The sequence below is a fragment of the Arthrobacter sp. AB6 genome (genome assembly GCF_031844545.1).
GTDB lineage: Bacteria > Actinomycetota > Actinomycetes > Actinomycetales > Micrococcaceae > Arthrobacter.
In genome coordinates this window covers 1-26,456 of sequence record NZ_JAUZVL010000009.1, presented here as the reverse complement: position 1 = coordinate 26,456, position 26,456 = coordinate 1, and the positions used below count along the sequence as shown (strand labels likewise).

Annotated in this window: 27 protein-coding genes; 16 read left to right on the top strand and 11 right to left on the bottom strand. The window is 64.6% G+C overall.

Annotated features, from left to right (window positions below):
• Nucleotides 1-50 precede the first annotated feature (50 nt).
• The 7 genes from Q9R30_RS09375 (at nt 51) to Q9R30_RS09345 (ending at nt 9,041) form a co-directional block, all read left to right on the top strand.
• A complete protein-coding gene (locus tag Q9R30_RS09375) occupies nt 51-2,030 on the top strand; it encodes a WYL domain-containing protein (protein WP_311217420.1) in 1,980 nt (659 codons plus the stop codon).
• Between the two features lie 10 nt (nt 2,031-2,040).
• Nucleotides 2,041-2,394, top strand: coding sequence for a hypothetical protein (locus Q9R30_RS09370; protein WP_104997976.1), 354 nt, complete (start codon nt 2,041-2,043; stop codon nt 2,392-2,394).
• 27 nt (nt 2,395-2,421) lie between these two features.
• On the top strand, nt 2,422-2,694 hold the full coding sequence (tatA, locus tag Q9R30_RS09365; protein WP_104997977.1) for a Sec-independent protein translocase subunit TatA: 273 nt from the start codon (nt 2,422-2,424) through the stop codon (nt 2,692-2,694).
• A gap of 48 nt (nt 2,695-2,742) precedes the next feature.
• Nucleotides 2,743-3,537 (top strand): twin-arginine translocase subunit TatC, encoded by a 795-nt coding sequence (gene tatC, locus Q9R30_RS09360; protein WP_104997978.1) that lies wholly within the window; start codon nt 2,743-2,745, stop codon nt 3,535-3,537.
• Nucleotides 3,538-3,556: 19 nt separating this feature from the next.
• Complete coding sequence (locus Q9R30_RS09355; RefSeq protein ID WP_311217419.1) at nt 3,557-6,490, top strand: DEAD/DEAH box helicase; 2,934 nt, start codon at nt 3,557-3,559, stop codon at nt 6,488-6,490.
• A 54-nt stretch (nt 6,491-6,544) separates the two neighbouring features.
• Nucleotides 6,545-8,200, top strand: a complete 1,656-nt coding sequence (locus Q9R30_RS09350) for an amidohydrolase family protein (RefSeq protein ID WP_311217418.1) — start codon at nt 6,545-6,547, stop codon at nt 8,198-8,200.
• 94 nt (nt 8,201-8,294) lie between these two features.
• Complete coding sequence (locus Q9R30_RS09345; protein ID WP_311217417.1) at nt 8,295-9,041, top strand: polyprenol monophosphomannose synthase; 747 nt, start codon at nt 8,295-8,297, stop codon at nt 9,039-9,041.
• A gap of 108 nt (nt 9,042-9,149) precedes the next feature.
• On the opposite strand, the gene Q9R30_RS09340 is transcribed toward Q9R30_RS09345, so the two are convergent.
• The 5 genes from Q9R30_RS09340 to Q9R30_RS09320 form a co-directional block, all read right to left on the bottom strand.
• Nucleotides 9,150-9,497 (bottom strand): RNA polymerase-binding protein RbpA, encoded by a 348-nt coding sequence (locus Q9R30_RS09340; protein ID WP_013600997.1) that lies wholly within the window; start codon nt 9,495-9,497, stop codon nt 9,150-9,152.
• Nucleotides 9,498-9,762: 265 nt separating this feature from the next.
• Complete coding sequence (locus Q9R30_RS09335; protein ID WP_311217416.1) at nt 9,763-10,704, bottom strand: SPFH domain-containing protein; 942 nt, start codon at nt 10,702-10,704, stop codon at nt 9,763-9,765.
• 33 nt (nt 10,705-10,737) lie between these two features.
• Nucleotides 10,738-11,202, bottom strand: coding sequence for an NfeD family protein (locus Q9R30_RS09330; RefSeq protein ID WP_311217415.1), 465 nt, complete (start codon nt 11,200-11,202; stop codon nt 10,738-10,740).
• A 125-nt stretch (nt 11,203-11,327) separates the two neighbouring features.
• Nucleotides 11,328-12,209, bottom strand: coding sequence for a putative RNA methyltransferase (locus Q9R30_RS09325; protein WP_311217414.1), 882 nt, complete (start codon nt 12,207-12,209; stop codon nt 11,328-11,330).
• A 95-nt stretch (nt 12,210-12,304) separates the two neighbouring features.
• Nucleotides 12,305-12,985 (bottom strand): peptide deformylase, encoded by a 681-nt coding sequence (locus Q9R30_RS09320; RefSeq protein WP_104997985.1) that lies wholly within the window; start codon nt 12,983-12,985, stop codon nt 12,305-12,307.
• Between the two features lie 58 nt (nt 12,986-13,043).
• Here Q9R30_RS09320 and Q9R30_RS09315 point away from each other — a divergent pair, with 58 nt between their 5' ends.
• On the top strand, nt 13,044-13,457 hold the full coding sequence (locus Q9R30_RS09315) for a nuclear transport factor 2 family protein (RefSeq protein ID WP_104997986.1): 414 nt from the start codon (nt 13,044-13,046) through the stop codon (nt 13,455-13,457).
• Nucleotides 13,458-13,492: 35 nt separating this feature from the next.
• Here the strand turns inward: Q9R30_RS09315 and Q9R30_RS09310 are convergent, their stop codons facing one another.
• From Q9R30_RS09310 to Q9R30_RS09300, 3 genes are read right to left on the bottom strand one after another with little or no spacing between them, the layout of a single operon-like run.
• The gene (locus Q9R30_RS09310) at nt 13,493-14,641 is read right to left on the bottom strand and encodes an NAD(P)/FAD-dependent oxidoreductase (RefSeq protein ID WP_311217413.1); all 1,149 of its coding nucleotides are present in this window, start codon (nt 14,639-14,641) and stop codon (nt 13,493-13,495) included.
• Nucleotide 14,642: 1 nt separating this feature from the next.
• Complete coding sequence (locus Q9R30_RS09305; RefSeq protein ID WP_311217412.1) at nt 14,643-15,338, bottom strand: class I SAM-dependent methyltransferase; 696 nt, start codon at nt 15,336-15,338, stop codon at nt 14,643-14,645.
• 5 nt (nt 15,339-15,343) lie between these two features.
• On the bottom strand, nt 15,344-16,555 hold the full coding sequence (locus Q9R30_RS09300) for a type III polyketide synthase (RefSeq protein WP_104997989.1): 1,212 nt from the start codon (nt 16,553-16,555) through the stop codon (nt 15,344-15,346).
• A gap of 188 nt (nt 16,556-16,743) precedes the next feature.
• Between Q9R30_RS09300 and Q9R30_RS09295 the strand changes: the two genes are divergently transcribed.
• Both Q9R30_RS09295 and Q9R30_RS09290 read left to right on the top strand, forming a co-directional pair.
• Entirely contained in the window at nt 16,744-17,157 is a 414-nt protein-coding gene (locus Q9R30_RS09295) for a hypothetical protein (protein WP_199775231.1), read from the top strand.
• Nucleotides 17,158-17,339: 182 nt separating this feature from the next.
• Entirely contained in the window at nt 17,340-17,753 is a 414-nt protein-coding gene (locus Q9R30_RS09290) for a hypothetical protein (RefSeq protein WP_311217411.1), read from the top strand.
• Between the two features lie 638 nt (nt 17,754-18,391).
• Here Q9R30_RS09290 and Q9R30_RS09285 read toward each other — a convergent pair.
• Both Q9R30_RS09285 and Q9R30_RS09280 read right to left on the bottom strand, forming a co-directional pair.
• Nucleotides 18,392-19,204: a BTAD domain-containing putative transcriptional regulator gene (locus Q9R30_RS09285; RefSeq protein ID WP_234005373.1), complete on the bottom strand. Its 813-nt coding sequence runs from the start codon at nt 19,202-19,204 to the stop codon at nt 18,392-18,394.
• Between the two features lie 342 nt (nt 19,205-19,546).
• On the bottom strand, nt 19,547-20,020 hold the full coding sequence (locus tag Q9R30_RS09280) for a VOC family protein (RefSeq protein ID WP_104997992.1): 474 nt from the start codon (nt 20,018-20,020) through the stop codon (nt 19,547-19,549).
• Between the two features lie 72 nt (nt 20,021-20,092).
• Here Q9R30_RS09280 and Q9R30_RS09275 point away from each other — a divergent pair, with 72 nt between their 5' ends.
• Both Q9R30_RS09275 and Q9R30_RS09270 read left to right on the top strand, forming a co-directional pair.
• Nucleotides 20,093-20,485, top strand: a complete 393-nt coding sequence (locus tag Q9R30_RS09275) for a DUF3054 domain-containing protein (protein WP_104997993.1) — start codon at nt 20,093-20,095, stop codon at nt 20,483-20,485.
• A gap of 103 nt (nt 20,486-20,588) precedes the next feature.
• Nucleotides 20,589-20,870: an Lrp/AsnC family transcriptional regulator gene (locus Q9R30_RS09270; protein ID WP_013601017.1), complete on the top strand. Its 282-nt coding sequence runs from the start codon at nt 20,589-20,591 to the stop codon at nt 20,868-20,870.
• A 14-nt stretch (nt 20,871-20,884) separates the two neighbouring features.
• On the opposite strand, the gene trpD is transcribed toward Q9R30_RS09270, so the two are convergent.
• Complete coding sequence (gene trpD, locus Q9R30_RS09265) at nt 20,885-21,940, bottom strand: anthranilate phosphoribosyltransferase (protein ID WP_311217410.1); 1,056 nt, start codon at nt 21,938-21,940, stop codon at nt 20,885-20,887.
• 111 nt (nt 21,941-22,051) lie between these two features.
• On the opposite strand from trpD, the gene Q9R30_RS09260 reads away from it, so the two are divergent.
• From Q9R30_RS09260 to Q9R30_RS09245, 4 genes are all read left to right on the top strand, one after another.
• A complete protein-coding gene (locus Q9R30_RS09260) occupies nt 22,052-22,726 on the top strand; it encodes a heme-copper oxidase subunit III (RefSeq protein WP_267895209.1) in 675 nt (224 codons plus the stop codon).
• 86 nt (nt 22,727-22,812) lie between these two features.
• Entirely contained in the window at nt 22,813-23,601 is a 789-nt protein-coding gene (locus Q9R30_RS09255) for a c-type cytochrome (RefSeq protein WP_104997996.1), read from the top strand.
• Between the two features lie 98 nt (nt 23,602-23,699).
• Nucleotides 23,700-24,773, top strand: coding sequence for a ubiquinol-cytochrome c reductase iron-sulfur subunit (locus Q9R30_RS09250; protein WP_104997997.1), 1,074 nt, complete (start codon nt 23,700-23,702; stop codon nt 24,771-24,773).
• On the top strand, nt 24,751-26,421 hold the full coding sequence (locus tag Q9R30_RS09245; protein WP_104997998.1) for a ubiquinol-cytochrome c reductase cytochrome b subunit: 1,671 nt from the start codon (nt 24,751-24,753) through the stop codon (nt 26,419-26,421). The genes Q9R30_RS09250 and Q9R30_RS09245 overlap by 23 nt, the downstream gene beginning before the upstream one ends.
• Nucleotides 26,422-26,456 lie beyond the last annotated feature (35 nt).

Here is a 26,456-nt window from a genome sequence, read left to right as displayed (position 1 = left end):
GCCTGCCACGCTTTCTGCGTTCCGGCCCGGACTTTAGTAACGTAACCAGAGTGTCCGTATCCCGTACTGAACGTCTCCTCAACCTGCTCATCGCGCTCCTGAACACCCGGTACGGCCTGCGCCGCAGTGAGCTGCGCGAAAAGGTCTACCACGACCAGTCAGGAAACGACGTTGCCTTCGGCCGGATGTTCGAACGCGACAAGAACGACCTGCGCCAGTTCGGCTTCGAGGTGGAGACACTGACGGACATGGGATGGAGCGAGGACGATCCTGCCACCACCCGCTACCGGATCGGCAAGGAATCGAACCGCCTTCCTGATGTCCAGCTGGGTCCCGAGGAATGGACCGTGCTCCTCCTTGCCTCCCAGCTGTGGGAACGCGCCGCCCTGGGCACCTCTGCCCAAAGCGCCCTCCGGAAGCTCAAGGCCTCCGGCCGAATGGCCGACGTCGGCCTGCCCGCCGGCGTCCAGCCACGGATCAAACCTGCCGGTCAGGCCTTCGATGACCTGGTCGCCGCGATGCACTCCCGGCACCCCGTCACATTCGCATACCTTGCGGGTACCACCGGCAAGGAAGAACTGCGGACGGTGGAACCGTGGGGCCTGGGCAGCCGGTTTGGCCAGTGGTACCTGATGGGCCACGACCGGGCGCGGAATGCCGCCCGGCACTTCCGGCTCTCCCGCATTACCAGTGCGGTGACAACCCTGGACAAAGAGCTCTACACTCCGCCCGCGGACTTCAATGTGCGGCAGGAACTGGCCCGCCTCCCGGAACTTCCGCTGCGCACCGCGATCGTGGACGTCAGGGAAGGACGCCTGCTGGCACTGCGCCGGCGGAGCTCTGAGGCAGGCAACGCCGACGGCGCGCCCGTGGCGGGCTATGAGCGGTTGGCCCTGCAATTCAGGGACCCCGAGAGCCTGGCCGAGGAACTCGCCTCCTACGGCCCGGATGCGCGGGCAGTGTCACCCGCCGGGCTCGTCAAAGCCGTCCGCCGGAGGCTGCGCGCCGCCGCGGATTTTAGCGCGGCACCTGCGCCCTCCTACCGCTTCAGCGAGGCTCGCGCCAGAAGTGTCCGTAAACGCACTTCCGAGGACCAGCTTAAGCGCATGCTCCAACTGGTGCCCTTCCTGGTGCACAACCAGGGCCTGCACATCCAGGACGTCGCCGATCACTTCGGCGTCAGCAGGAAGGAGCTGGAGGACGACCTGCAGATTCTGATCTGCTCCGGGCTTCCCGAGGGATACCCCGATGATCTTTTGGACATCCAGTGGGACGACGACCACGTGTACATCACCCAGGACCTGGACCTGACGAAACCGGTCCGTTTCACTGTGGAGGAGGCCTGCGCCCTCCTGACCGGATTGGAGACACTGAACGGGCTGCCGGAAGTAGCCGAGGGCGGCGCCCTGGAATCGGTGACGCTAAAACTCCTGGCGGCAGCCGGTGAAGAAGGGCTCAGGGCGGCTTCCCTTGCCGGGCCCGAGGTCGCACCGGCAGATGCCGCCACTCACGCCGCAGTGCGGCAGGCGATCGAGTCCCGCTCCCAGCTGCGGCTGGCGTACCTGTCGCCCCAGCGCGACGCCGTATCCGAACGCGATGTCGACCCGCTCCGGCTCTATTCCCTTGACAACACCTGGTACTTCGAGGCCTACTGCCACGCAGTCGGCGGGCTGCGGAATTTTCGCCTGGACAGGGTCCAGGAGCTGTACCCGAACGGTGCTCCGATTCCCGCCGGCATCACGCCGGCGGAAGGGGTGCCTGCAAAGCTTTTCACCGCCAACGACGACGACACCACCGTAACCGTCCAGCTCACCCGGCAGGGGAGGGGACTGGCAGACGACTATTACGCGGAACGTACGGCGGAACTGCCCGACGGCGGACTGGTGGCGGACATCCGCTTCGGCAACACCGCATGGCTGCCTATGTTCGTGGCACAGCACGGCGGTTCTGCCCGGATTCTTGCTCCTGCGGAGCTGGCGGAGGCGGCCCGCAGCTGGCTGGCGGCATCCCTGGCCATGTACGGCGGCTAGACTTCGAAGCATGCCTTGGTGGTCCTGGATCCTGATATGGGTGGCGCTCATAGCGCTCTCGCTGCTCTTCTATGTCCTTTTGGGCATCCGGCTGTTCCGCCAGTTCATGGCAACCGTCAAGGACCTGGGGGCGGCCGGTGAAAAGCTGGGGCAGTTGGGCCCCCTTGAAACGTCCGGGGCCTCCACAGCGCCGGTGACGCCCCGCCCGGGGTCCGCGGTTTTTGCCTCGCCGACTGTCATGAGACATGATTACGAGGCATCCAAGTCGTCCCGACAGGAAGAACGCCGCCTTCGGCGGGTGCAGCGCAAGATAGACCGGGGCCAGCCGCAGGCACTCGGCGATCTGGACTTCACCCCGAAGTAAAATTGTATTGAGACGAAAGGATTTCCCGTGGGAAGACTCTTTGATGGCCCTTGGCCCATCGTAATTATCATCGTTGTTGCTTTGCTCCTTTTTGCCGCGCCCAAACTTCCGGCCATGGCCCGCAGCCTTGGCCAGTCCATGCGGATCATCAAGTCCGAAGTCAAGGAAATGAAGAACGACGGCAAGACCGATTCCACTGACGCTTCAGGCCCGGTGGAAGGCACCATCGTCAACCACCCCAAGGCGAAGCCCGGTGAGCCGACAGACGGCACTGACGTTCCGCCGTCGAACCGCGCCTGACCCCCAGTGGCACTGTCGCGGGCCCGTAAAGCCAACCCCGAGGGGCGGATGGCTCTTTGGGACCACCTCAAAGAGCTCAAAAACCGGCTGATAAAGTCGGCGATCGGCGTCGTCATTGGCGGCATCGGGGGCTGGATACTTTACGATCCGCTGCTGAAGGCCCTTGCCGAGCCGGTCAACCGCATCTCCGAGCAGACCGGCGGGCTCTCGGCCATTAACTTCGGAAGCATTGCGTCTCCGTTCGATTTCAAGCTGCAAATGTCACTCCTCATCGGCGTGGTCATTTCCAGCCCCATCTGGATCTACCAGCTCTGGGCCTTTATCACGCCCGGCCTGACCTCCAAGGAGCGCCGGTACACGCTGGGGTACATGGCGGCGGCCGTTCCGTTGTTCCTGGCCGGCATCTGGGCCGGCTGGCTGGTTGTGCCGCAGGTGGTGCACGCCCTGACGCAGTTCACCCCGGAGGGGTCCTCCAGCGTTATCGATGCCCGCACCTACATCGAGTTCGTGACCCGCATGGTCCTGGTCCTGGGCCTGGCTTTCCTGGTTCCCGTGGTGCTGGTGGGCATCAACATGGCGGGCATCATCTCCGGCGGTACTATCCTCAAGGCCTGGCGCATCACAGTGTTCCTCGTGTTCGTGCTCGCTGCCATCGCCGCTCCCGGAGCAGATGCCATCTCGATGTTCATGCTTGCAGGTCCGCTGCTGGTGCTTTTCTTTGCCGCGATCGGCATCTGCCTGATGAACGACAAGCGCCGCGAACGCAGGACAGCCAAGCGGGCAGCTGAAACCGAGGCCACAGCGGATATCGCCACCCCCGGAAGTGAGCTCAAGAACCTCTGAGCCCCGTTAGGCTTGGGGTATGTCCTCCAACACCGGGCCTTCTTCCATTGGACCGTTTCCTGCCGGGCCCACCGACACTGAAGAGCTCTCTCCTGCCGAGCGGTACCGTGCCAGCGCCGAGCGCAGGGCCGAAGCGGCAACGTACCTCGGAGCCTTCGTCCGGACCCTTGACTTCGAACTGGACGACTTCCAGCGGCAGTCATGCCGCTCCCTCCAGGAGGGCAGGGGAGTGCTGGTGGCGGCACCCACAGGCGCCGGCAAGACCATCGTCGGTGAATTCGCCATCTACCTGGCGCTTCAGCGCGGCATGAAGGCTTTTTACACAACCCCCATCAAAGCTTTGAGCAACCAGAAGTTCACAGAACTCTCTGAGAAATACGGGGCCGCGAATGTTGGCCTCCTCACCGGCGACACCAGCATCAACGGTGACGCCCCCGTCGTCGTCATGACCACGGAAGTCCTGCGGAACATGCTGTACGCGGATTCGGCAACGCTGGACCACCTCGGCTACGTGGTGATGGACGAGGTGCATTACCTGGCCGACAGGTTCCGGGGCGCGGTCTGGGAGGAAGTGATCATCCACCTCCCCAGCGAGGTGCAGGTGGTCTCACTCAGCGCCACGGTCTCGAATGCCGAGGAGTTCGGAGCGTGGCTGGACACCGTCCGCGGTGATACCGACATCATCGTCTCCGAGCACCGGCCGGTACCTCTCTGGCAGCACGTGATGGTTGGCCGCCAGATCATGGACTTGTTCGCCGGCGAAACCACTTTCGACGAAATCGCTCCGCCGGTGGACGAGGGGGAGACGCAGCCGGTTTCGTCGAAGGACAGCGCGAAGGGCCGCGGCTTCGACGTCAATCCCGACCTCCTCAAGGTAGCGCGCAGCGAGATCCAGCAGGGTTTCCGCAGCCGCCAGGGGGGACCCGGCGGACGCGGCCAGCGCGGGCGGCGCGGCAACGACCGTCCTGGCGGGGGCGGGGACGAGCGTGGAGTGCGTCCCGCCAGCCGTCCCCAGGTCATCGCAAGCCTGGACCGGATGGACCTGCTCCCTGCCATTACCTTCATTTTCTCAAGGGCCGGCTGTGACGCCGCCGTAGCACAGTGCGTCGGCTCCGGGCTGTGGCTTACTACCGAGAAGGAACAGCGGATCATCGCCCAGCGCGTTGACGAAGCCGGCCAGGACATCCCGCCGGACGACCTCGACATCCTGGGCTTCTGGACTTGGCGTGACGGACTCATCCGGGGCTTCGCCGCCCACCATGCGGGCATGCTGCCCACTTTCAAGGAGGTGGTGGAGAAGCTTTTCGCGGACGGCCTGGTCAAAGCCGTTTTCGCCACGGAGACCCTGGCCCTGGGCGTCAACATGCCTGCCCGGTCCGTGGTGCTGGAAAAACTGGACAAGTTCAACGGTGAAGCCCATGTGGACATCACCGCCGGTGAGTACACCCAGCTGACCGGCCGTGCAGGCCGCCGAGGCATCGACGTCGAAGGCCATGCCGTGGTGCTGTGGCAGCCAGGAACGGATCCGACGGCGGTCGCCGGCCTGGCGTCCCGGCGCACGTACCCCTTGAACTCAAGCTTCCGGCCCACATACAACATGAGCATCAACCTCCTGGCCCAGTTCGGCCGCGCCAGGGCCCGCGAAATCCTTGAGTCTTCCTTTGCCCAGTTCCAGGCTGACCGTTCCGTGGTGGGGCTTGCCAAGCAGGTGCGCAGCCGGGAGGAGTCGCTGGCGGGTTATGCCAAGTCGATGACCTGCCACCTGGGCGATTTTACCGAGTATGCCCGGCTGCGGAGGGAACTCTCCGACGCCGAAAACGCCGGTTCGCGCACCAAGTCCCGCGTCAGGAAATCGCTGAGTGACGATTCCCTGGCCCGCCTGCTGCCGGGCGATGTGGTGAATGTTCCCGGGGGCAGGGCGCCCGGCCCGGCAATTGTGCTCAGTTCGGACCACACCAGCCGCGAGCCCCGGCCTGCGGTCCTGACGCTGGACAATCAACTGAGGAGAATCGGCACCGATGACTTGGAAGGCCCCATTGCGCCGGTGACGCGCATTCGCATTCCCAAGTCCTTCAACGCCAAAGTGCCCAAATCCCGCCGTGATCTCGCGTCCTCGGCCCGGAACGCGCTGCGGGAAAACCGTTCGCCCGCCCCGGGCAACAACCGCAACCATGATTTCGGCCTTGCAACGGCCCTGCCCAACCAGGAAAAACGCATCGCCGACCTCCGCCGCGCCCTCCGGGCCCACCCGTGCCACGGCTGCAGCGAACGGGAGGACCACGCCCGCTGGTCCGAACGCTGGTGGAAGCTGCGGCGGGAAACCGACGGGCTGGTGCGCCAGATCCAGGGCCGGACCAACACAATCGCCAAGACCTTCGACCGTGTGTGCGACGTCCTGACCGCCTACGGGTATCTGGAGCCAGCTGCCGACGGCCGGCTGGGCATCAGCCCCGATGGCCAGCGGCTGCGGCGGATCTACGGGGAGAAGGACCTCCTCATTTCCCAGTCCCTGCGGCTGGGCGCGTTCGATGACTTGGATGCCGTGGAAGTTGCCGCCCTGGCCAGCGTGCTGGTGTACCAGGCAAAGCGGGAAGACCGGGGACTCCGGCCGCGGATGCCCAGTATTTCCCTGGAGACGTCGGTGGATATCGTCATCCGCGAATGGTCTGCCCTGGAGGACGTGGAAGAGGAGAACAAGCTTCCGCTGACCGGCGAACCCGAACTGGGGCTCGTCTGGCCGATCTACAAGTGGGCCCGCGGCCGCCACCTGCAGGACGTCCTGAGCGGCACGGACCTGGCAGCGGGCGACTTTGTCCGGTGGGTGAAGCAGGTTGTCGACCTCCTCGACCAGCTCGCCAAGATTCCCGGCCTGGAACCCGGCCTTGCCCGGCTCTGCGCCGAAGCAATCTCGCTGATCCGCCGTGGCGTCGTGGCCTACTCTTCCGTACTCTGACAAGCTTCGCCGGCCACCCACCGGCCCACACCAACCCCAGGAGCACTGCCCCGCATGTCCCAGCCTGAACCGCTGCCCGCTGCCCGAGCCAAGACTGTCCTCTACCGGAACGGGTCCGTCTACAGCGCGGCAGACCCTTTTGCCACGGCCATGGTGGTTGACGGCGGCACGGTTGCCTGGGTGGGATCCGAACAGGCGGCCTCGTCCATCGCTGACAGTTCAATGGAGATCATCGATCTTCGGGGTGCCCTGGTGGCGCCGGGTTTCGTGGACTCGCACCTCCACCTGACCGAGACCGGCATCGCGCTGGACTCACTGCAGCTGGGCGGAATCCGTTCAGCCAAGGAACTGCTGGACGCCGTAGCCTGCGTACCCGGCAAAGGACCTGTCCTGGGCCACGGCTGGGATGAGACCACCTGGACGGATGACACCCTGCCCACCGCCGATGAACTGGAACGGGCGTCCGCGGGGCGCCACGTGTACCTCTCCCGGGTGGACGTGCACTCCGCGCTGGTATCCGGGTCCCTGGCCCACGCGGCGGGCGTCCGGGAGCTGGATGGGTTCGACGGCGGGGCGAGGGTCCGCCGGGCAGCGCACACGGCCGCCCGCCAGGCTACCCGCCGGCTGCCGCACGACGAGCTGCGGCGCCATCAGGGCCGTGCATTGGCCGAAGCGGCGGCAAACGGTTACGTGGCAGTCGCGGAAATGGGCGCACCGCACATCGGCGGAGTGGAGGACCTCCGGCTTGCCGCCGGATGGAACAATGGTGGCCCGGAAAGTGCCGGAGTTCCTGAAGTCCTTCCCTACTGGGGGGAACTGGCGTCCTCCGAAGAACATGCCCGCAGGCTCCTGGACCAGTTTGGCTTTGGCGTGCGGGGGCTGGCCGGCGACCTCAACATCGACGGCTCCATCGGATCACGGACGGCGGCACTAAGGTCCGGGTACGCGGACGCGCCGGGCGAGCACGGGAACCTGTACCTGACTGTTGATGAAGCTGCAGCCCACCTCGCTGCGTGCTCGCTTGCAGGGGTCCAAGGCGGGTTCCACGTCATTGGGGACGCCGGGCTGGACACTGCCTTGGCCGCCCTCGAGCTGGCAGCCCGTGAGGTGGGTGAGCAGCGGGTGCGCGCCGCCGGCCACCGCTTCGAACACGTGGAGATGGTGGATGCCGCCGCCGTCGGAACCCTGGCCCGGTACGCGGTAACGGTCAGCGTCCAGCCAGCGTTCGACGCTGCCTGGGGCGGCCCCGGAGGGCTGTACGAACAGAGGCTGGGGGAGCGGAGCCGGTCCATGAACCCCTTTGCCAGGCTCTATGCCGCCGGGGTTCCCGTGTGCTTCGGCAGCGACAGCCCCGTGACGGCCCTGCGGCCATGGTCCAGCGTCCGCGCCTGCCTGGAGCACCACAACCAGGATGAGCGGATCTCAGCCCGCGCAGCGTTCCTGGGCCACACCCGTGCAGGATGGCGGGCGGCCAAATATTCCGACCCCATGGCAGGACAGCTTGTGCCGGGAGCTCCTGCGAGTTTCGCCGTTTGGGAGGTCGAGGAACTCATGGTCCAGGTGGCCGACGGCCGGGTCCAGTCCTGGAGCACCGACCCGAGGGCGCGGACACCGCTGCTGCCTGCCCTGGACACCGGCAGCGACCCCGTGTGCCTGCAGACGGTCCGGAACGGCGTCGAACTTTTCGCAAGTCCTGCGCTCCGGTCCTGACCGGGCGGCCACCACCCTATAATTGGTAGTTGCGCCTGCCGCGGCCCTGTTCGCGGCCGGGCGCTCTGACCGTTTCCCCCAGGAAAGGCCCTTTGTGCGCGTCCTCACGATCATTCCCACCTACAACGAGCTGGAATCGCTGCCCAAGACCCTGCAGCGGCTTCGCGCGGCGGTCCCTGCGTCGGACGTGTTGGTGGTGGATGACAACAGCCCGGACGGCACCGGCCAGCTCGCGGACCGTTTCGCTGCCGAGGACTCCCAGGTGCACGTCCTGCACCGAAAGGGCAAGGAAGGCCTGGGCGCCGCGTACATTGCCGGCTTCCGGTGGGGCCTGGACGCCGGATATGACGTCCTGGTTGAAATGGACGCTGACGGTTCCCATCAGCCCGAGCAGCTTCCCCTGCTGCTGGAAGCCGTTGAGCAGGGCGCGGACCTTGCCATGGGCTCCCGGTGGGTACCCGGCGGCAGCGTCGTCAACTGGCCCCTCTACCGGCAGGTGATTTCCAGGGTAGGCAGCACCTATGCCCGCCTCATGCTGGGGTTGAAGATCAAGGACGTCACGGGCGGCTACCGCGCGTTCCGCAGGACAACGCTGGAAAAGCTCAACCTGGACCAGGTGGACTCGGTTGGCTACGGCTTCCAGGTGGACCTCGCGTTCCGCGTGGCCCGCATGGGGCTCCGCATCGAAGAACGGCCCATCACTTTCGTCGAGCGGGAGCTGGGAGCCTCCAAGATGAGCGGCAACATCGTGCTCGAGGCCATGGTCAATGTCACCAAGTGGGGCCTGCAGGCCCGCTGGCACACCCTGACCGGCAAGAAGGCACCGGCGCAGCAGCCTTAACCGGTGCAACGCCGCGCGTAGAAGCCGGGTTAAACAAGGAAGGGGGCTGTCCCTGCACCAAGTGCAGGGACAGCCCCCTTCCTGTTAAAAGCCTCGGGCTTGGTTCCCCTAGGCGGAGCGCCGTTCTCCGCGGCGTTCGCGCAGGATGGTCAGCCGGTCTTCGAGGATCTGCTCCAGTTCGGGGAGTGAGCGGCGCTCCAGGAGCATGTCCCAGTGGGTACGGACCGCTTTGTCGTTGCTGGTGTCGGGGCGTTCGCCATCAACCAGGAGGGCTTCCTTGCCGGTCTTGGAAACCCACACCGGGGGAATTTCCGCTTCTGAGGAGAACGTAACGAAGACCTGCTCACCGTCTTCGCACCGGTACTCGACGCGCTGGCGCGGAGCCGGCTCGACTCCGGACTCGGTCTCCATGCTCTGCGCGCCAAGGCGCATGCCCCGCAGGCTGCGATCGCTCATGATTTCTCCCTTTGGTCGGTGCGCGGTGGACAACACCGCGCCGGCCGGCGGTAAACACGTACCGTCGGACTACTGTGTGCTCTGTGCTGCATCTTTAGATTCAACGCATCGCGAAGCTTTGTTGTTCCAGCGGATCTGCTCCAGCCGGACAAATACACAATTATACCGGCGTTAAGCATGAACAGCCAAAAGAGGGGCCCGCGGCCGCGCGAACCCCTCATCGAAACCGGCAAGGACTGTCAGCCGGTCCTTCCGCTGTTGGGCCTTAGGGCTCCGTCGGTTTGGCTCCCGCTTCGTCGAATAGCCCTCCGGTGGACTCCAGGCTGGTTCCGCCCAGGGCGTTGCCGATCCCCTTGAGTGCCTCGCCTACTTCGCTGGGGATGATCCAGAGCTTGTTGGAGGAGCCCTCCGCCAGCTTGGGCAGGGTCTGCAGGTACTGGTACGCCAGCAGCTTCTGGTCCGGATTGCCGCGATGGATGGCGTCAAAGACCTTCTGGATGGCCTGCGCTTCACCGTCGGCGCGGAGGATGGCGGCCTTCGCATCACCCTCCGCCTTGAGAATGGCGGCCTGCCGCTGGCCCTCGGCGGTCAGGATGGCTGACTGCTTGGTTCCTTCGGCCGTCAGGATCGCGGCCCGGCGGTCCCTTTCTGCGCGCATCTGCTTCTCCATCGAGTCCTGGATGGAGTGGGGCGGATCAATGGCCTTCAGTTCCACGCGGGACACACGGATGCCCCAGCGGCCCGTAGCCTCGTCCAGGACGCCGCGCAGCTGTCCGTTGATCTGGTCCCGGGACGTGAGCGCCTCCTCGAGGTTCAGCCCGCCCACCACGTTGCGCAGAGTTGTGGTGGTCAACTGCTCCACGGCCTGGATGTAGTTGGCAATCTCATACGTGGCGGCGCGCGGGTCGGTGACCTGGAAGTACACCACAGTGTCGATGGAGACCACCAGGTTGTCCTCGGTGATGACAGGCTGCGGCGGGAAGGAGACCACCTGCTCGCGCAGGTCCAGCAGCGGCAGGAGCCGGTCAACGAAGGGAATAAGGATGGTCAGTCCCGGATTGAGCGTCCGCTGGTATTTGCCCAGCCTTTCAACAACGCCCGCCCGTGCCTGTGGGATGATCCGGACCGCCCGGACCAGGACAATAATCACAAACACGATCAGGACCACCAGCACGATGGCGAGTGCGGCTCCTCCTGCGTTATCCATACATTTCCTTCTTCCCCAATTGATCAGGCTGTGTCAGGACTTGGCGTCGGGTTCGGATGCTGCCGAAACCACGGCGGTGGCACCGTCTATGGCGGCCACCACAACTTTTTGGCCGGCGGGAAGGACTCCTGCCGCTGAGCGGGCGCTCCAGATGTCGCCGCCGATTTTCACCAGGCCGCCGGCTGAGGAGACAGATTCCATGACGACGGCTTGCTCACCGATCAGGCGGTCAACGTTGGTGCGCTGCTCGGATGGCCCCTTCTTCAAGTGGGACAGGGCCACCGGACGGACAAAGGCGATCATGAGCAGGGAGACGACGCAGAAAACCACTATCTGCAGCCAGAGGTCGGCGCCGGCGAAATCAGCCACCAGGGCGGCGAGGGTTCCTCCGCCGAGCATGATGAAAAACAGGTCAAGGGTGATCATCTCGATCACTGCAAAAGCGAGGAAAGCGGTGAGCCACAGTGCCCACCAGTTTTCGCCCAACCATTCGAACAACGTGCTCCCCCTTCGCTACGGGGAGCCGCTACCGCGGACCCTCCAGTAACTGTTCTTCCATCCTAATGCGGGTAGCCTTCCTGTGGGCGGGCCGCCGGGAGTTGCCGGGGATAGTGGCCAAGTCGTTACTGCTTCCGGGGCCAGGCGGGGCGGAAGACTGTGAGGCGGAACCGGGCCTCGGCCGCAACAGGCTCCGGCTGGCCCTCCAGCCTGGCGGCGATGGCGGTGCGGTCGCTGTGATGCCCCGCCGGGCCCATGAGCGCAAGGTCCGCTGCCTCCCGGCGGGTGAGCGCAAGGGGGAAGTCGACGTCCCGGGCGCTCTCGATCCTGAAGTGCGGCTGCATGGCCCCGGCCAAACGGTCCTCCTTGCCTTCTTCGATCCTCAGCATGCCAGCCGATTCCGCAATGGAAGCGAGGTGACCGGGCCGGGGTGTCACCACAGCCAGCAGGCCCGTCGGCCGCAGCACGCGTGCGAACTCCGCTGCGTTCCGGGGTGCGAAAATAACCGTGACCGCGTCCACAGAGTTGTCCCGTACCGGCAACGGCTGCCATACGTCCCAGGCGAGGTTCACCGCCTCCGGGTTGAGCCGCGCGGCGCGCCGCAGGGCGAACTTCGAGATGTCCAGGCCAAGGGCAGCCACATCAAGGCCATCGGCCTCCGCCGCGTCAAGCAGAACACGCAGGTAGTGCCCGGTGCCGGTACCTGAGTCCAGGACGACAGCGGGATCCCTGGGCAGGGAAGGGACGACGGCGGCTGCCACCGCCTCCGCCAGCGGCAGGTAGTGCCCTTTCCCCATGAAGTTGAAGCGGGCCTCCACCATCTCCGCCGTGTCCGCCTCGAACGCGGTGCCTTTTCCCACCAGCAGGTTGAAATACCCCTGCCTGGCAGCGTCAAAGCTGTGGGAAGAGCCGCAAACAAGGCGGCCTTGGCCGCCGGGATGCGGTCCCGCCGGCTCCAGAGGCTGGAAGCACACCGGGCACAGCAAGGGAAGGTTGGGAGCGGGCATAGCCACCATCTTAGGGCGGCAGGCCTGACTCTCCGCGTGGCTGCCCGCCAGGGCCGGTGGCGGCCGCGGGCAGGCGGCGACCCGGACGGGTCCAGCTAGGAGCCTGCGACGCTGACCGGGCCGGTGTCGAATCCAAGCCCTGCCCGGGCTTTGCTGATCCCGGGCTCCGCCCAGTGGGCGGCGTACTCCGCGTTGCTGCTGAGCGACCGCAGCTGGGCCCGGTCCACATACAGGACACCGTTCAGGTGGTCGGTTTCGTGCTGCACAATCCGGGCCTGCCAGCCTGCGAACTCCCGCCGGGCCGGCGAGCCATCCGGCGCCTGGAAGTCCAGCAGGACGTTCTCGGGACGGGCCACCACTGCCTGAAGCCCGTTCAGGGAAAGGCAGCCCTCGTAAAAGGACGCATACTCCGTGCCCAGCGGGGTGTATCGGGGGTTTAGGAGTGCGATGAACTCCAACGGACTGCGCTTGCGCAACGCAGCGGCCTCCGGATCGACGTCGAACCGGTCCTCGACGACCGCGATTTGGAGGGGGATGCCGAGCTGCGGTGCCGCCAGTCCCACGCCGGGGGCCTCGTGCATCACCTGCCGCATGAGCGCGATGAGGCGCTCCAGCTGGTCGGAGGACAGTTGACCGTCAAAAGCGGCGGCGCGCTGTCGGAGGGCGGGGTGGCCGGCCTGCACGATGGGCGGGATGGTTTCGGCCGAAAGGATCCGCTCCACGGCTTCCCGGATTTGTTCATCGCTGACGGTGGTCTCCGGCGGGATGGGGCTCATGGGGAAAGCCTACTGGCCTCCGTCGTCCTGCCGGCCACAGTGGGTTAGTGTCGTTTCCATGGCTGAACACCCTCCCCTGAGCATCTCTCCGTTGGAGCGGGTCCTCGGATTCATCCGGGCCCTGGAAGCAGGCGGAGGGGCCGCCGAGATCAGGCCTTTCCTGGCGGACACCTTCGTGCTGGTGGAAGCACCGCACCTCCTGGCTCCGGAAGGCTCCACCCGCACGCTCGCTTCGGTCCTTGCCGGCGCGGACCAAAGCTCCGAGGTGGTGTCGGACCAGAAGTTCCACATCAGGCGCACAACCTGTGAGGGCGGAAGGGTGGCCGTGGAGGCAGACTGGTCCGCGACAGTCCGGATGGACCTCCGCTACTGGGACCGGGGGGAGACCATCCGGGCCCGGACGTCGTCGGTTTTTGAGGTTGCTGACGGAAAAATCGTGAGCCAGGACAGCTACGACTGCTACTTCCGCTGACTCCCGCCGGGCACCATGTCCGCGCTTTACCGGCCCTACTGCATGGTGAAGCGCCGGGCCGTCCACCTGTTCATGGCCGGGATTGAAGCGGCACCGCCGATGGCAAGGTTACGGAGCCTAAGGAGCGGCGGCGGCAGCGGGCGTCCCAACAGCATGTTCACTTCGGACTGGCGCCTGGCAACCGCAGCGGCACGCCGCCGGGCGGCGGCGAATTCCTTCAGCCGCCCGTCCACCGGCTTTCCCGCCACGGCCTCCCGGAGCACGGGAGCAAGGGCTTGGGCGTCCAGCCAGCCAAGGTTCATGCCCTGGCCGCCGATCGGGCTGATTTCGTGGGCGGCGTCGCCCACCAGCACTACCCGCCCGGCCACGGTCCGCCGGGCCATCGTGGAGCGGACGCTGAAGGCACTCAGCATGGTGTTGGTCCGAACGTCCGGCAGTATTCCCGTCCGCCGCAGGACCAGGCGTGCCAGCCGGCCGGCGTCGGCTCCTCCCGCGGGCCGGCCGAGCCGTACCACCCACCGCCGCAGGCCGCCCGGGAGCGGAAAGGACTCTACAATCCCCTCCGGCTCGAGGAAAAGGACAGCCATCTGCCCATGGCGTCCGGAGTCGGCGAAGTCGCCCATCAGGTAGTGGTCCGGATAGGCCTTGGTGCGGACGGGCATACCGAGGGCATCGCGCAGCAATGACCTTGCGCCGTCGGCGGCGACCACGAATGACGCTTCAAAGCTGCCATCGCCTGCCGTTGCATCGCTGGAAGGTTCGACGGCGACGGCGGCCGCAGCGCCGTCGTCGTTCACTCCTGTGACGCGCACGCCCCTGACGATGGCCCCGCTATCGAGGGCATGGACGCGTTCCTCGAGGAGTTGTTCCGTCCGGTACTGGGGGAGGGCCAGCACGAACGGAAAGGCCTCCGAAACACCTGCGAACGACATGGTGCCCACGGTCCTCCCGCCGCTGAGGGCCAAACCCGCAGTTATCGGCATGCCCTCCCGCACCATGGCATCGGCCAGGTGGATGCCGTCCAGCGCCTTGAGGGCAGGAGGATGGATTCCGATGGCACGCGTGTGGATATTGCGTTCTGTCCGCTGCTCGAGGAGGCGTACGGAGACGCCCTCCTGGAGCAGGGAAGCCGCCAGGTAAAGGCCCACCGGGCCGCCGCCGACGATGACCACGTCTGTTGCCACGTCAGTCCCTCGAATAAGCGAGGACCTGGTGGAAAGGACTGCCTGGCCTGACCACCCAGCCGGGGGGAGCGATGGCCGCCAGTTCCAGACGCGTGTAACTGCGCCGGATGGACGTGAGCCCGTCCGCGCGGATAAAGGAATGGCGGAAAGGCAGGGCAGCGGCACTGAAAAGGGCATAGGCAACCGGGCTGCGGCGGAGATCGTTGTGCAGCGCGGCCTTTCCGGCCAGCACTTGCGAATGCGCCAGCAGTTCCTGCAGTTGCGCCTCATCAAGGTGGTGCAGGACATGGTTGGAAATCACGAAGTCGTACTGCCGTCCCTCGCTGACCAGGTCGGCGCTGTGGGCCTGCCGGAAAGTGAGTCCCGGAACTTCAGGGCGCCGCTCGGCGAAGGCGGCGGCCCGGGGATCGGGATCGATGCCCGTGATGTGCAGGGCCAGGTGGTCGCGCGCGGCCCAGCGCGACAGCAGGGTGGCGAGATCGCCTCCGCCCGAGCCAATGTCCAGGAGCGTCCCGGGCCGGGGGCTGCCCGCCAGGAAAGGACGCAGCTCCCGCACGTAGAGCCGGCGCCAGCCGGAGAGCATCCGGTTAATGACAGCGAACTGTCGGTACGTGTTGTCCAGGGCCTGCGGGTCGCAGTCGGGCAGGTCCATGATTTCCACCGCCCAGGCGGCGCGCCGCCGCAGCAGGAGATCCACGGGGATCAGGCCACTGGCGCTTCCGCCGGCAGCCGCTCCTGAGCCTGTTCCTCGGGGGAATTGTGCCCCGGCCGCGTTGTACGCGGCGCTTGCCGCAGTTTGGTGAAGACCGCCGTTTCCACGGTGAGCCCGGGGCCGAAGGCCATGGAGCAAATCCTTTCGTCACCCGGCTCCGGGTCCTGTTCCAGGATGTGCTTGATGACGAACAGGACGGTTGCGCTGCTCATGTTGCCGTAATTGCGGAGGACCTCGCGGGCCGGCACCAGCTGTTCCTGCGTCAGGCCGAGCCTGGACTCGACCTTGTCAAGGATGCTGCGGCCGCCCGGGTGGATGGCCCAGTGGCGGATGGAGGAGTAGGGGAGTGCTGCCAGTTCCGGTTCCCGCGCCAGGAGGGGCGCCAGCGCCCCGACGATGTGGTCGTCGATGATGTGCGGGACGTAGTTGCCCAGGACCATCTCGAAGCCGTGGTCACCAATGTTCCAGGCCATGGAATCCTCGCCGACGGGGGTGAGGACTGTTTCGAAATGGTCCAGCTGCATCAGGGCATGGTCTTCGGCGCCGTGCCGGGCGGTGACGACGGCGGCTGCCGCTCCATCGGCGAAAAGGGCTGACCCCATGATGGTGTCGGGGTCGTTGGAGGTACGGACGTGCAGCGAGCACAGTTCCGCGCAGACCACCAGGACTACGGCGTTGGGGTCCGCTTCACAGAACAGCTTTGCTGCGCGCAGCGCGGGAAAGGCCGCGTAGCAGCCCATGAAGCCGAGGTGGTAGCGCTGGACGGCCGGATCCAGGCCAAGCTCGCGCACAATCTTGTAGTCGGGCCCCGGGTTGAAGAATCCCGTGCAGGAGACGGTCACCAGGTGAGTTATGTCAAGTAAATTGAGTTCCGGGCAGGCGTTGACGGCGGAGCGGGCAGCTTCGACGAAGAGCTTGGTGGCTTCGCGGCCGAAGATCTCATTCCGGGCCTTGGTGCCGGGGTTCAGGAGCAGGCCGGTGGCAGGGTCATAGAATTGCGGATCATCCGAGCGGAAGTCGTTGGTCAGTTCCTCGACGGCAGTAAAGCGTGTGTCAATGGCGGCCGAATCGAAGCACGTGTTCACCAGCCGGGCACCCAGCCTGGACAGGCCAGGCTGCGCCGCAAAGACATCCCGGGCTTCCGACTGGATCAGCTTCGTTTTCGGAACTGCAGTTTCAAGTGAACGCACGTAGACCGTCATTGGTTCATTCTTAGCGAGCCCTTGGATTAAGGCAACGGTAGGCCTGGGCGTTGACCTGCGGAGTTACCGGTCCCGGGCGGTAATACTGCGCTGGTGGACCCGTGGTCCCGACCCTCCCAGAAACGCCGATAATCTACATTATGTCAAGTAGAAGTGATCCAATTGCAGAATATGCAGAATAGGACCTGGTGATACCCGCTTCCCCGTTTTGGGATAAGGCCCTGCCCGAAGGGCTGCACCTGGGCTTGGGCAATGTCCCCGTCCTGGTTCCTGCGCAGATTGCCCCTATGTTCTGGGACTATTTGCACGACCGGCCCAACCAGCAGACCGGCAACGGCGGGAGCCAGTGGCTCTTCCCCGGCACCTTGCCGGGCCAGCACATCCACGCCGACGCGATGATGGGCCAACTACGTGCCTTGGGCATCCACACCGGCGGAGCCCGGAACACCGCTCTGCGCGGCCTCGTCCAAGAACTGCCACCCACCCTGGTCGCAAATGCCCTGGGCTACAGCTACCAAGTCATTCACAAACACGCCGCTGACGCCGGTGTCCCAATGGCCGGCTACGCAGGTGGTGCGCGTTTGACTCCTCTGGGATCCTGACGCGCCTGACCTCGCTGCAGCACGGTCGGTCCGCGAACAACTAAGGTCGGTCTCGTGACGGATGATCTGCGAGGCTTCTCCCTGGGGACGTGGCTGCTAGTGCGCGGGGACCTCATTGGAGTGCACTGCGATCCCCGTATCCATGATCGCAGTGCCCCGACGGCTAGCAGGAGGTGACCCAGATGGAACGGTTTCTGATACTGCTGGCCATAGTCCTTGCTTCAGTGGCAGTCTGCGTAGCCGGACGCTATCGATTCCCCATCAAGGAAGGATCCCGAGCGGATCACTTCTTCGAACGGCTCCAGTTGGCAGGGAACGTGGTAGCCATCGGAGTGGAACTCCTGCTTCCCGCCGTCACCGGTTTCCTCGGCCAGCCCTTGCTGGCCTTCGCGGCCGCAATCCTCCAAGTTTTCGCTGTGAGCATCTTTCGAGTCCAGCTGCCTCCAATTCGGGCGGTCCGCCCCGGGACGGCCGCTCAGCACTCAGTAGGTGAACGGGAACTTCGCCGCACTCGATGGCCCTACCAAACGGCCTTCGCACTGGGATACGTCCTGCTCCTTGCTTACGTGGCGTCCATATTCGGTATGTATTTCTAATAGCCGACTGCAGCAAGGAACGAACGGGAAACCGACAGCTAAGCGGGAACTGCAGCGCCCGCATAGGACTCGGAGCGATATGTGCAGTTCCCGCTTCCAAAAACTGTCCGCTCCGGACTCACCCAACTCGGACCACACACGCTCGCGGTGGAACTGCGCCGCTCCCCCTCACCCGGAACGGTCACTTTCAGAACGTGAGCGGGCTTGCGGCTCACGGCACCGGTAACGGCACCACGTGCACTGGATGGGAGCCCCGCCGCCAATCTTGCGTCAATATTTCGGAAACGCGAGCCAACTCCTGATTTTCCTCCACCAAGATCAAAGGGACGAAGGGTAAGCCCTCCACTTCAACGGAGGGCACTTCTGGCAGCCAGGGGATCGGCGCGGCGGAAGCCTGTACCTTCCCACAAGCATTTGAGCCAGGACGGGGCGGGGTGACCGGGATGATGCAAGAGCAGCATTGGTCCGAGCCAGCGGGCGACCAACGACCAGGGCAGGAGCCCCCCTCCGCCGGCTTCATGGTCATCCGAACCTGGCACGAGCCCGGCCACCCACAGGGTTTTCGGGCGAGGATAACCTTCGGACAGACTCCCAGCAGCACTCAAAGGACCGTGGCCACAGCCGACCCCGCGGAGGTCCTAAGCGTGGTCAAGCGCTGGCTGGCCGCTCAGCCAGGGGTGACGGGGAGGAACTGACTGTTCCGTCCCCAAACCCGGCCGCCGCTCAAGGGCCCCGGCGAGAAGCGCGCTCACCGAGTCCGAAGGCAGCAAACCCATTTCTTCCCCAAGCTGCTTCCGGTAGCCTTCGTAAGCCCTGAGCGCGGCGGCGGGATTGCCGTGCTGCAATTCAGCCTCAATAAGGAGCTTCACGGCAGTCTCATAGAGTGGCTCGATCTCCACCGCGGCCTCGGCGGCTGCCTCTGCCGTCCCGGTGTCACCCACGGCAAGTGAATACGAAGCGATGGCTACGTAAGCCCGTAAGCGGTCCTGCTGCAGCCGGCTCTGTTCAACGATCATCCAGTCCTCGTACCAGCCGGGAAGCAGTTGGGCATCACTTAGCCCGTCCAGCAAGGATGCAGGGTCTCCCTTCAGCCCTGCACCGCCCAGCGTCCTGGCCTGCAGCCGGACCCGCCTCAGGTCAACGTCCACGTTGTCGCTGAGGTACAGCATCCGGCCCTCGTTGACGATCAGCCCGGGCACTTGGCGTGAAACCAAGTGGACACTGACGCGCAGACTCTCCAACGCCTTGGAATCCGGATACTCGGGCCACAACAAGCCGACGAGATAGGTTCGGAGAAGCGGACCCTTGATGGCCAGCGCCGCGATCAGCCGCTGCTGGCGCGCAGCAACATGCACAACCACGCCGTCCCGGCAGAGACGCCAGGACCCGAGCAGTTCCAGTTTCAACTCTCCATAGCCGTCGGCGCCCATGGGAACCTGATTTCGGTTCAACAAAACATGTGGTGGATGGTACGAATGAGCATCCTCAGGACGGTGGGTCCTGTCAATGGGGCCATCCCCATACTTCCTAAGGGAGAGGTCCCTATCCGAAGCGGAGGCCACCCCGTACGGAATCTAACGCGTGGACCCGATCCCGGCGCCAACCACGGCCCCAATCCCAAGTCCCAGTGCAAAACCAAGGAACGGACTGTCAAAGACCGCGAGCCCAAGGGTAATTCCAACAGCGGCGCCAACGAGGCAACAGATCCACAGTGGCTTGTTCACCCGGCCTCCAACAGCAGATACTTCGGCAACACGGGTCCACCGGAGACTGCAGCGGGTTTCCCGGCAGGGTCAGCCGTCATACGCTTTCTGCAGTTCGGCGATGTCCAGCTTACGCATCCCCAACATGGCCTGCATGGCACGCTGCGATCCGTGGGGGTCGGGGCCTGCGATCAAGGACGGGAGGACTGAGGGGACGATCTGCCAGGACAAGCCGAAACGGTCCTTCAGCCAACCGCACTGGCTCTCTGAGCCGCCGTCTGTCAGAGCTGCCCAGTACCGGTCCACCGAGGACTGGTCCTCGCAGTCCACCACGAACGAGACAGCTTCAGTGAAGGCGGATCCCCGGGCACCGTTCAGGGCGGTGAAGCCCCGCCCTTCGAGTTCAAAGTCGACGGCGATCGCTTCGCCCGCCGCGCCGGGTCCGCCATCACCAAAGCGCGAAATGTTGAGGATTCTTGAATCGTCGAAAACCGAAGTGTAGAACTGTGCCGCTTCTTCCGCCTGGTTGTCGAACCAGAGGCAGGTCCCGATTTTTCGAGGCATGGTGGCTCCCTTCCGGCTTGAGCCTAATGCCGCGGTCCACGGCACACAACGGCTGGCGTTAAGCTCGGATCCATGACTTCCCGCAATGTGAAACCGCATGCCGTCCGCCTGCCCCTGGCAGCGGCGGGAGCCGACGCCGTCATGATCCTGGTGTTCGCCGCCGTCGGACGCGACGCCCACCAGCGCGGCGACGTGGTGACCGGCGTGATGCTGACCGCCTGGCCGTTCCTGGCGGGTGCTGCGATGGGGTGGATCATCGCAAGGGCATGGCGGGATCCCCTCTCGGTACGGTCCGCCGGCATTGCCGTTTGGCTCGGCAGCGTGGCAGGAGGGATGGTGTTGCGCGCCCTGACAGGCCAGACCGTGGTGCTCCCGTTTGTCATGGTGGCCTTGCTTAGCCTGGGGCTCCTGCTGCTTGGCTATCGCCTGCTGCTGGCAATGTTCCGGCGCCGCCGCGGCGCCTGAACAGGCCAGGGGTGCCCGGCCGCAGGCTCCTGCCAATGTAATAGGCTGGCAGCAGAAACTTGCCGGGCACTGCTACGGCGCAACAGATCCGGAAGGGTTCAACGTGATCACTGCATTCGTTCTGATCAAGACCGACGCTGCCCGCATTCCTGAAACAGCCGAGGAAATCTCCGCGATCGAGGGAATCAGCGAGGTTTATTCCGTCACCGGAGAATGGGATCTCATTGCCGTGGCACGGGTCCACCGGCACGAGGACCTGGCCGACGTCATCGCCGACAGGCTCTCCAAGGTCCCTGCCGTGGTCCACACCACAACCCATATTGCCTTCCGCGCCTACTCCCAGCATGACCTGGACGCAGCGTTCTCGCTGGGCTTTGAGCAGTAGGCAACTGGCCGTGCTCACCGGGCGGTGAGCGCGACCCACTTCCCAAGGACGGCTGCGGCGGCCCCGGTATCAATGGATTCGGCGGCGCGGGCAAAAGCCGTCCGCATCCGGTCGAGGAACGGGCCCTCGGCCGATTGGTCGAAGGCCACCAGTCCGGCCGCTGCGTTGACCAGGACGGCGTCCCGGGCGGGTCCTTCCTTGCCGGCGAGGACCTCCCGGACAACGGCCGCGTTCACCTCTGCGTTTCCACCACGCAGCTGTTCCACGGTGGCAAGGCGGATGCCCAGGTCCTGCGGAGAGAACGTCAGCTCTGTCACCCGGCCATCACGGATCTCCCACACTGTGGACGGCCCCGTGGTGGTGAGCTCGTCCAGGCCGTCGTTGCCGCGGAAAACCAGGCCCCTGCTCCCCCGTTGCGCCAGCACGCCAGCTACCAGCGGCGCCATCCTGGCGTTTGCGACGCCGACCGCTGAGGCCTGCACGTTGGCAGGGTTAGTGAGGGGGCCGAGGAAGTTGAAAGCGGTGGGGATAGCCAGCTCCCGCCGGGGAACGGCGGTGTGGCGGAACGAGGGATGGAACACCTGCGCAAAGCAGAACGTGATTCCGGCCTCTTCGGCGTTGCGGGCCACTTCGTCGACGGTCAGGTCGAGCCGCACACCCAAGGCTTCAAGTACGTCGGCGGAGCCGGACGACGACGACGCGGCCCGGTTGCCGTGCTTGACCACTTTGGCGCCGGCCCCTGCGGCGACCAGGGCTGCCATCGTGGAGATGTTCACGGTGTTTAACTGGTCTCCCCCGGTGCCGACGATGTCCAGCTTCTCGCCGGAGATGGTCACAGGCCTCGCATGGGCAAGCATTGCAGCCACCAGGCCCGAGAGCTCCTCAACCGTCTCGCCTTTGGAGCTGAGCGCCACCAGGAATCCGGCAATCTGGGCGGGCGTGGCCTCTCCCGACATGATGGTGTCCATCGCCCAGGAGGTGTCGTCCGCTGTCAGGTCAGTACCGCCAATTAAGGCGGAGATCAGGCGGGGCCAAGAATTGCCGGACGGTGCGGAAGCCTGTGAAGTCACCTCCTGATGCTATCGAGCGTGCCGGGGCGTGACCAATGTGAACCCCTCCGGGAACTTTTCCGGGCGATTTCGCGTCTTTGTAGAAAAAGTCCCCCGAAAAGGCGGTTTGCGTTGGGCAGCACGGACTTTTACAGACATAATGTCTATGTGACATCTGCGACCCATGCCCCCAGTACCCCGGCGCACCCCACGCTGAACCGCCCCAATATGGTTTCCGTTGGAACCGTTGTGTGGCTGTCCAGCGAGTTGATGTTCTTCGCCGGTCTCTTCGCCATGTACTTCACGCTGCGCTCCACGAGTGCGCAGATGTGGGCCGATGAGACAGCCAAGCTCAACTTCCCCTTTGCGCTCGTCAACACCATCGTCCTCGTGGCCAGTTCCTTTACTTGCCAGATGGGCGTCTTTGCGGCTGAACGGCTTCAGCCGCGCCGGACCGGGGGCGCTTTCCAGTTCGCCCGCTGGGGAATGAACGAATGGTTCACCCTGACGTTCCTGATGGGCGCGTTCTTCGTAGCCGGACAGACCATGGAATACGCCATGCTGGTCTCTGAGCACGTCTCGCTGTCCTCCAACGCCTACGGCTCCGCTTTCTATATGACCACCGGCTTCCACGGCCTCCACGTCATCGGCGGCCTCATCGCCTTCCTGCTCATCATGGGCCGGTCCTTCGCCGCGAAGAAGTTCGGGCATTTTGAAGCGACGTCAGCGATTGTCACCTCTTACTACTGGCACTTCGTGGACGTCGTGTGGATCGGCCTCTTCCTGGTCATCTACGTACTCAAGTAGCCAGCTTTGATTCTTTTTCTACAAGAGGCAGAATTTCAGGTAGCGGCTCCCGGAGCCGGCGCAGGATCGAATAAAGGAACCACCACGTGAAGGCACTCTCACAAAAGCGGCGTCACCCACTAGCAGCACTAGCGCTGCTCCTGATGGGGCTCCTCATCACGGGTGGGCTGTACGCCGCGGCTACCACCGTCAACGAGGCCAAGGCCTCCAGCACTTCCTACAGCGCCAATGACGTGGAAGAGGGCGGCAAGCTGTTTGCGGCCAACTGCGCCACATGCCACGGCATGGGTGCCAGCGGAAGCCAGGACGGGCCTTCACTGGTTGGCGTTGGCGCAGCAGCTGTCGATTTCCAGGTGGGTACCGGCCGCATGCCGATGCAGATGAACGGTCCGCAGGCCATGAAGAAGCCCGTCCAGTTCAACGATGAGCAGACGCGGCAGCTTTCGGCCTATGTCGCTTCCCTGGGTGCCGGCCCGGCGGTTCCTGAAGAAAGCCTGCTTGACGAAGGCGGCGACGCAGCAGCAGGCGGCGAGCTGTTCCGCACCAACTGCGCCATGTGCCACAACGCGGCAGCAGCCGGCGGCGCCCTGACCCGCGGCAAGTTCGCCCCTGCACTCGCGGACGTGTCCGGCAAGCACATCTACGAAGCCATGGCCACCGGCCCCCAGAACATGCCGGTGTTCAGTGATTCGAACATCACCCCCGAAGGCAAGCGGGACATCATCACCTTCCTGAAGCAGATCGAAACCAGCGGCTCGCCGGGCGGAGCAGACCTCGGGTCCCTGGGCCCGGTGGCGGAAGGCCTGTTTGTTTGGGTTGCAGGCCTCGGTGTCATCATCGCCTTCACGATCTGGCTGACTTCCCGGACGTCCTGACCCCTGGGAACCACCACACACTTCTGCTGATCCGTCAGCAGCTTGATATTAGAAACTAACCCGGCACCCGCCGGGACGAGAGAAGGATGAGGCGAATTATGGGCAACCATAGTGACGGCAGTCCGAACCACTCGGGCACCGTAGCTACGGCTGGTCAGAATGAGGTGGAGAAATTCCAGGATCCTGGAATCCCTCCGCACCGTTTGCGCCTGGCTGACACGGACCCGAAGGCCGCAAAGCGGGCAGAACGGCAGGTCGCCTTACTATTTGGCATCTCTGTTGTTGGAACCCTGATCTTCCTGGTGGCGTACTTCGCCATTGACCTGGGAGGCGAAGAATCGAGCATCGGCACCATCCGGCTTCAGAACATGCTGCTGGGCCTTGGCACGGCGTTTGCCATGCTCGGCATCGGTACCGGCATTGTGCACTGGGCCAAGGCCCTCATGCCGGACCACGAAGTTTCCGAGGAACGCCACGCGATCCGTTACGAGGAGGACCGCCAGGCGGCAGTCCGCATCGTCGATGACATCGTCGAAGAGACGGGCATCAAGCGCCGTCCGCTGATCCGGAACACCCTCCTCGGTGCCGTCGCCCTTGCGCCGCTGCCCGCCGTCGCCATCTTCGGTGACCTCGGACCTCGCCCGGACGACAAACTGGCCCACACCATGTGGGCACCCCAGGAAGGCAAGCTCAAGCGGCTTGCCCGGGACCCTGACGGAACGCCCATCAAGGCCTCGGACGTCACCATCGGCTCCGCCTTCCACGTCATTCCGGAAGGGCTCAACGACCTCCACGAGGGCAAGCTCAACGAAAAGGCCAAGGCCGTTGTGCTGCTCATGCGGCTGGACCCGGCATCGCTTAACCCCTCCCAGGGCCGTGAGGACTGGGGCTACAACGGCATTGTCGCCTACTCCAAGATCTGCACCCACGTCGGTTGCCCTGTTGCCCTCTACGAGCAGCAGACGCACCACCTGCTGTGCCCGTGCCACCAGTCCACCTTCGACCTCACCCAAGAGTGCAAGGTGATCTTCGGCCCCGCCAGCCGTCCTCTCCCCCAGCTGCCCATCGCAGTTGACGACGAGGGCTACTTGGTCGCTACCAGCGACTTCAAAGAACCTGTAGGACCAAGTTATTGGGAGCGTGATATGCATGAGCGCAGCATCACCAGCTGAGCCGGCTTTCGTCGCCAAAACCAAGACGGGCCGGATTACCGACTTCGTCGATGCCCGTGTGGGCGGTTCCGGAATCCTCCGCGAATTCGGCCGCAAGGTCTTCCCGGACCACTGGTCCTTCATGTTCGGCGAAGTGGCCCTCTACTCGTTTGTCATCCTCCTGCTTTCGGGCACGTTCCTGACATTCTTTTTTGATCCGTCCATGGCCGAGACGCACTACGACGGCTCGTACGTTCCCCTGAAGGGCGTCGAGATGTCCGTGGCGTACAGCTCGTCGCTGGACATCTCGTTTGACATCCGCGGCGGCCTGTTCATGCGCCAGGTCCACCACTGGGCAGCACTGCTGTTCGTGGCTTCCATCGCAGTGCACATGCTGAGGGTCTTCTTCACCGGCGCCTTCCGCAAGCCCCGCGAAATGAACTGGGTAGTGGGCGGCGTCCTGCTCATCCTGGCCATGGCCGCCGGGTTCACCGGCTATTCGCTGCCTGATGACCTGCTTTCCGGAAACGGCCTGCGCATCATCGACGGTGTGATCAAGTCCATCCCTGTCATCGGTACCTACATCTCCTTCTTCCTCTTTGGTGGAGAATTCCCGGGCACCGCAATCATCGGGCGCCTGTACATGCTGCACATCCTGCTGGTGCCGGCACTCATCCTGCTGATGATCGTCCTTCACCTCTTCATGGTGGTCATTCACAAGCACACCCAGTACCCGGGCCCCGGCCGCAACGACAACAACGTTGTCGGCTACCCGTTGGGTCCTGTCTACGCAGCCAAGGCCGGTGGATTCTTCTTCATCGTCTTCGGTGTCCTGGCCCTCATGGCAGGCTTCTTCACGATCAACCCGATCTGGAACTACGGCCCGTATGACCCCTCCCCCGTGTCCGCCGGTACCCAACCCGACTGGTACATCGGGTTCGTCGACGGCGCCCTGCGTTTGATGCCGGGTGTGATTGGCGACTTCCACTTCGAGTACGTCATCTTCGGTTACACCCTCACGCTGAATGTCCTGCTCCCGGCGCTGGTCCCGGCAGGCATCCTGTTCACGGTCATGTTCATGTACCCGTGGATCGAGCGCTGGGTCACCAAGGACGAACGTGAGCACCACGTTTTGGACCGTCCCCGTAACGCTCCCACCCGTACGGCCATCGGTATGGCCGGCTTCGTCTGGTACTGCGTGATGTGGGCAGCTGCAGGGTCCGACCTCATCGCCACCCACTTCAGCGTCTCCCTGAACGACGTCACGTACTGGCTGCGGGCCCTGTTCTTTATTGGCCCGGTCATCGCCTTCATCGTCACCAAGCGCGTGGCCTTGGCCCTCCAGCGCAAGGACCGCGAGATCGCCCTGCATGGACGCGAGACGGGCCGCATTGTCCGCCTCCCGCACGGCGAGTTCATCGAGGTTCACGCGCCCCTGGACGAGTACAAGCGCTACAAGCTGGTGGGCTTCGAATCGCCAGAGGTTCTCCCCGCCGTACCGAATGAACACGGCGTCGTAACCCGCAAGGAAAAGCGACGCGCGTTCCTCTCCAAGTGGTTCTTCGAGGACCGGGTAGCACCTGCGACTCCTGCTGAGCTTGAAGCTGCGCACGGCCACGGCCACGCTGCGGTGGAAGCACCCGAGGAAGCAAAGAGCCTGTCCCACTAGGGTTTACACGGGAAACATGGAAGGCCCGGTCCATT

Excerpts from the sequence above, each read along its gene's own strand:
- Q9R30_RS09250 (WP_104997997.1), top strand. The coding sequence starts at position 23,700 with ATGGGCAACCATAGTGACGGCAGTCCGAACCACTCGGGCACCGTAGCT.
- Q9R30_RS09315 (WP_104997986.1), top strand. The coding sequence starts at position 13,044 with ATGGCTGAACACCCTCCCCTGAGCATCTCTCCGTTGGAGCGGGTCCTC.
- Q9R30_RS09275 (WP_104997993.1), top strand. The coding sequence starts at position 20,093 with ATGACTTCCCGCAATGTGAAACCGCATGCCGTCCGCCTGCCCCTGGCA.
- Q9R30_RS09355 (WP_311217419.1), top strand. The coding sequence starts at position 3,557 with ATGTCCTCCAACACCGGGCCTTCTTCCATTGGACCGTTTCCTGCCGGG.
- Q9R30_RS09350 (WP_311217418.1), top strand. The coding sequence starts at position 6,545 with ATGTCCCAGCCTGAACCGCTGCCCGCTGCCCGAGCCAAGACTGTCCTC.
- Q9R30_RS09280 (WP_104997992.1), bottom strand. The coding sequence starts at position 20,020 with ATGCCTCGAAAAATCGGGACCTGCCTCTGGTTCGACAACCAGGCGGAA.
- Q9R30_RS09335 (WP_311217416.1), bottom strand. The coding sequence starts at position 10,704 with ATGGATAACGCAGGAGGAGCCGCACTCGCCATCGTGCTGGTGGTCCTG.
- Q9R30_RS09325 (WP_311217414.1), bottom strand. The coding sequence starts at position 12,209 with ATGCCCGCTCCCAACCTTCCCTTGCTGTGCCCGGTGTGCTTCCAGCCT.
- Q9R30_RS09290 (WP_311217411.1), top strand. The coding sequence starts at position 17,340 with ATGGAACGGTTTCTGATACTGCTGGCCATAGTCCTTGCTTCAGTGGCA.
- Q9R30_RS09370 (WP_104997976.1), top strand. The coding sequence starts at position 2,041 with ATGCCTTGGTGGTCCTGGATCCTGATATGGGTGGCGCTCATAGCGCTC.
- Q9R30_RS09300 (WP_104997989.1), bottom strand. The coding sequence starts at position 16,555 with ATGACGGTCTACGTGCGTTCACTTGAAACTGCAGTTCCGAAAACGAAG.
- Q9R30_RS09245 (WP_104997998.1), top strand. The coding sequence starts at position 24,751 with ATGAGCGCAGCATCACCAGCTGAGCCGGCTTTCGTCGCCAAAACCAAG.
- Q9R30_RS09320 (WP_104997985.1), bottom strand. The coding sequence starts at position 12,985 with ATGAGCCCCATCCCGCCGGAGACCACCGTCAGCGATGAACAAATCCGG.
- tatC (WP_104997978.1), top strand. The coding sequence starts at position 2,743 with ATGGCTCTTTGGGACCACCTCAAAGAGCTCAAAAACCGGCTGATAAAG.
- Q9R30_RS09340 (WP_013600997.1), bottom strand. The coding sequence starts at position 9,497 with ATGAGCGATCGCAGCCTGCGGGGCATGCGCCTTGGCGCGCAGAGCATG.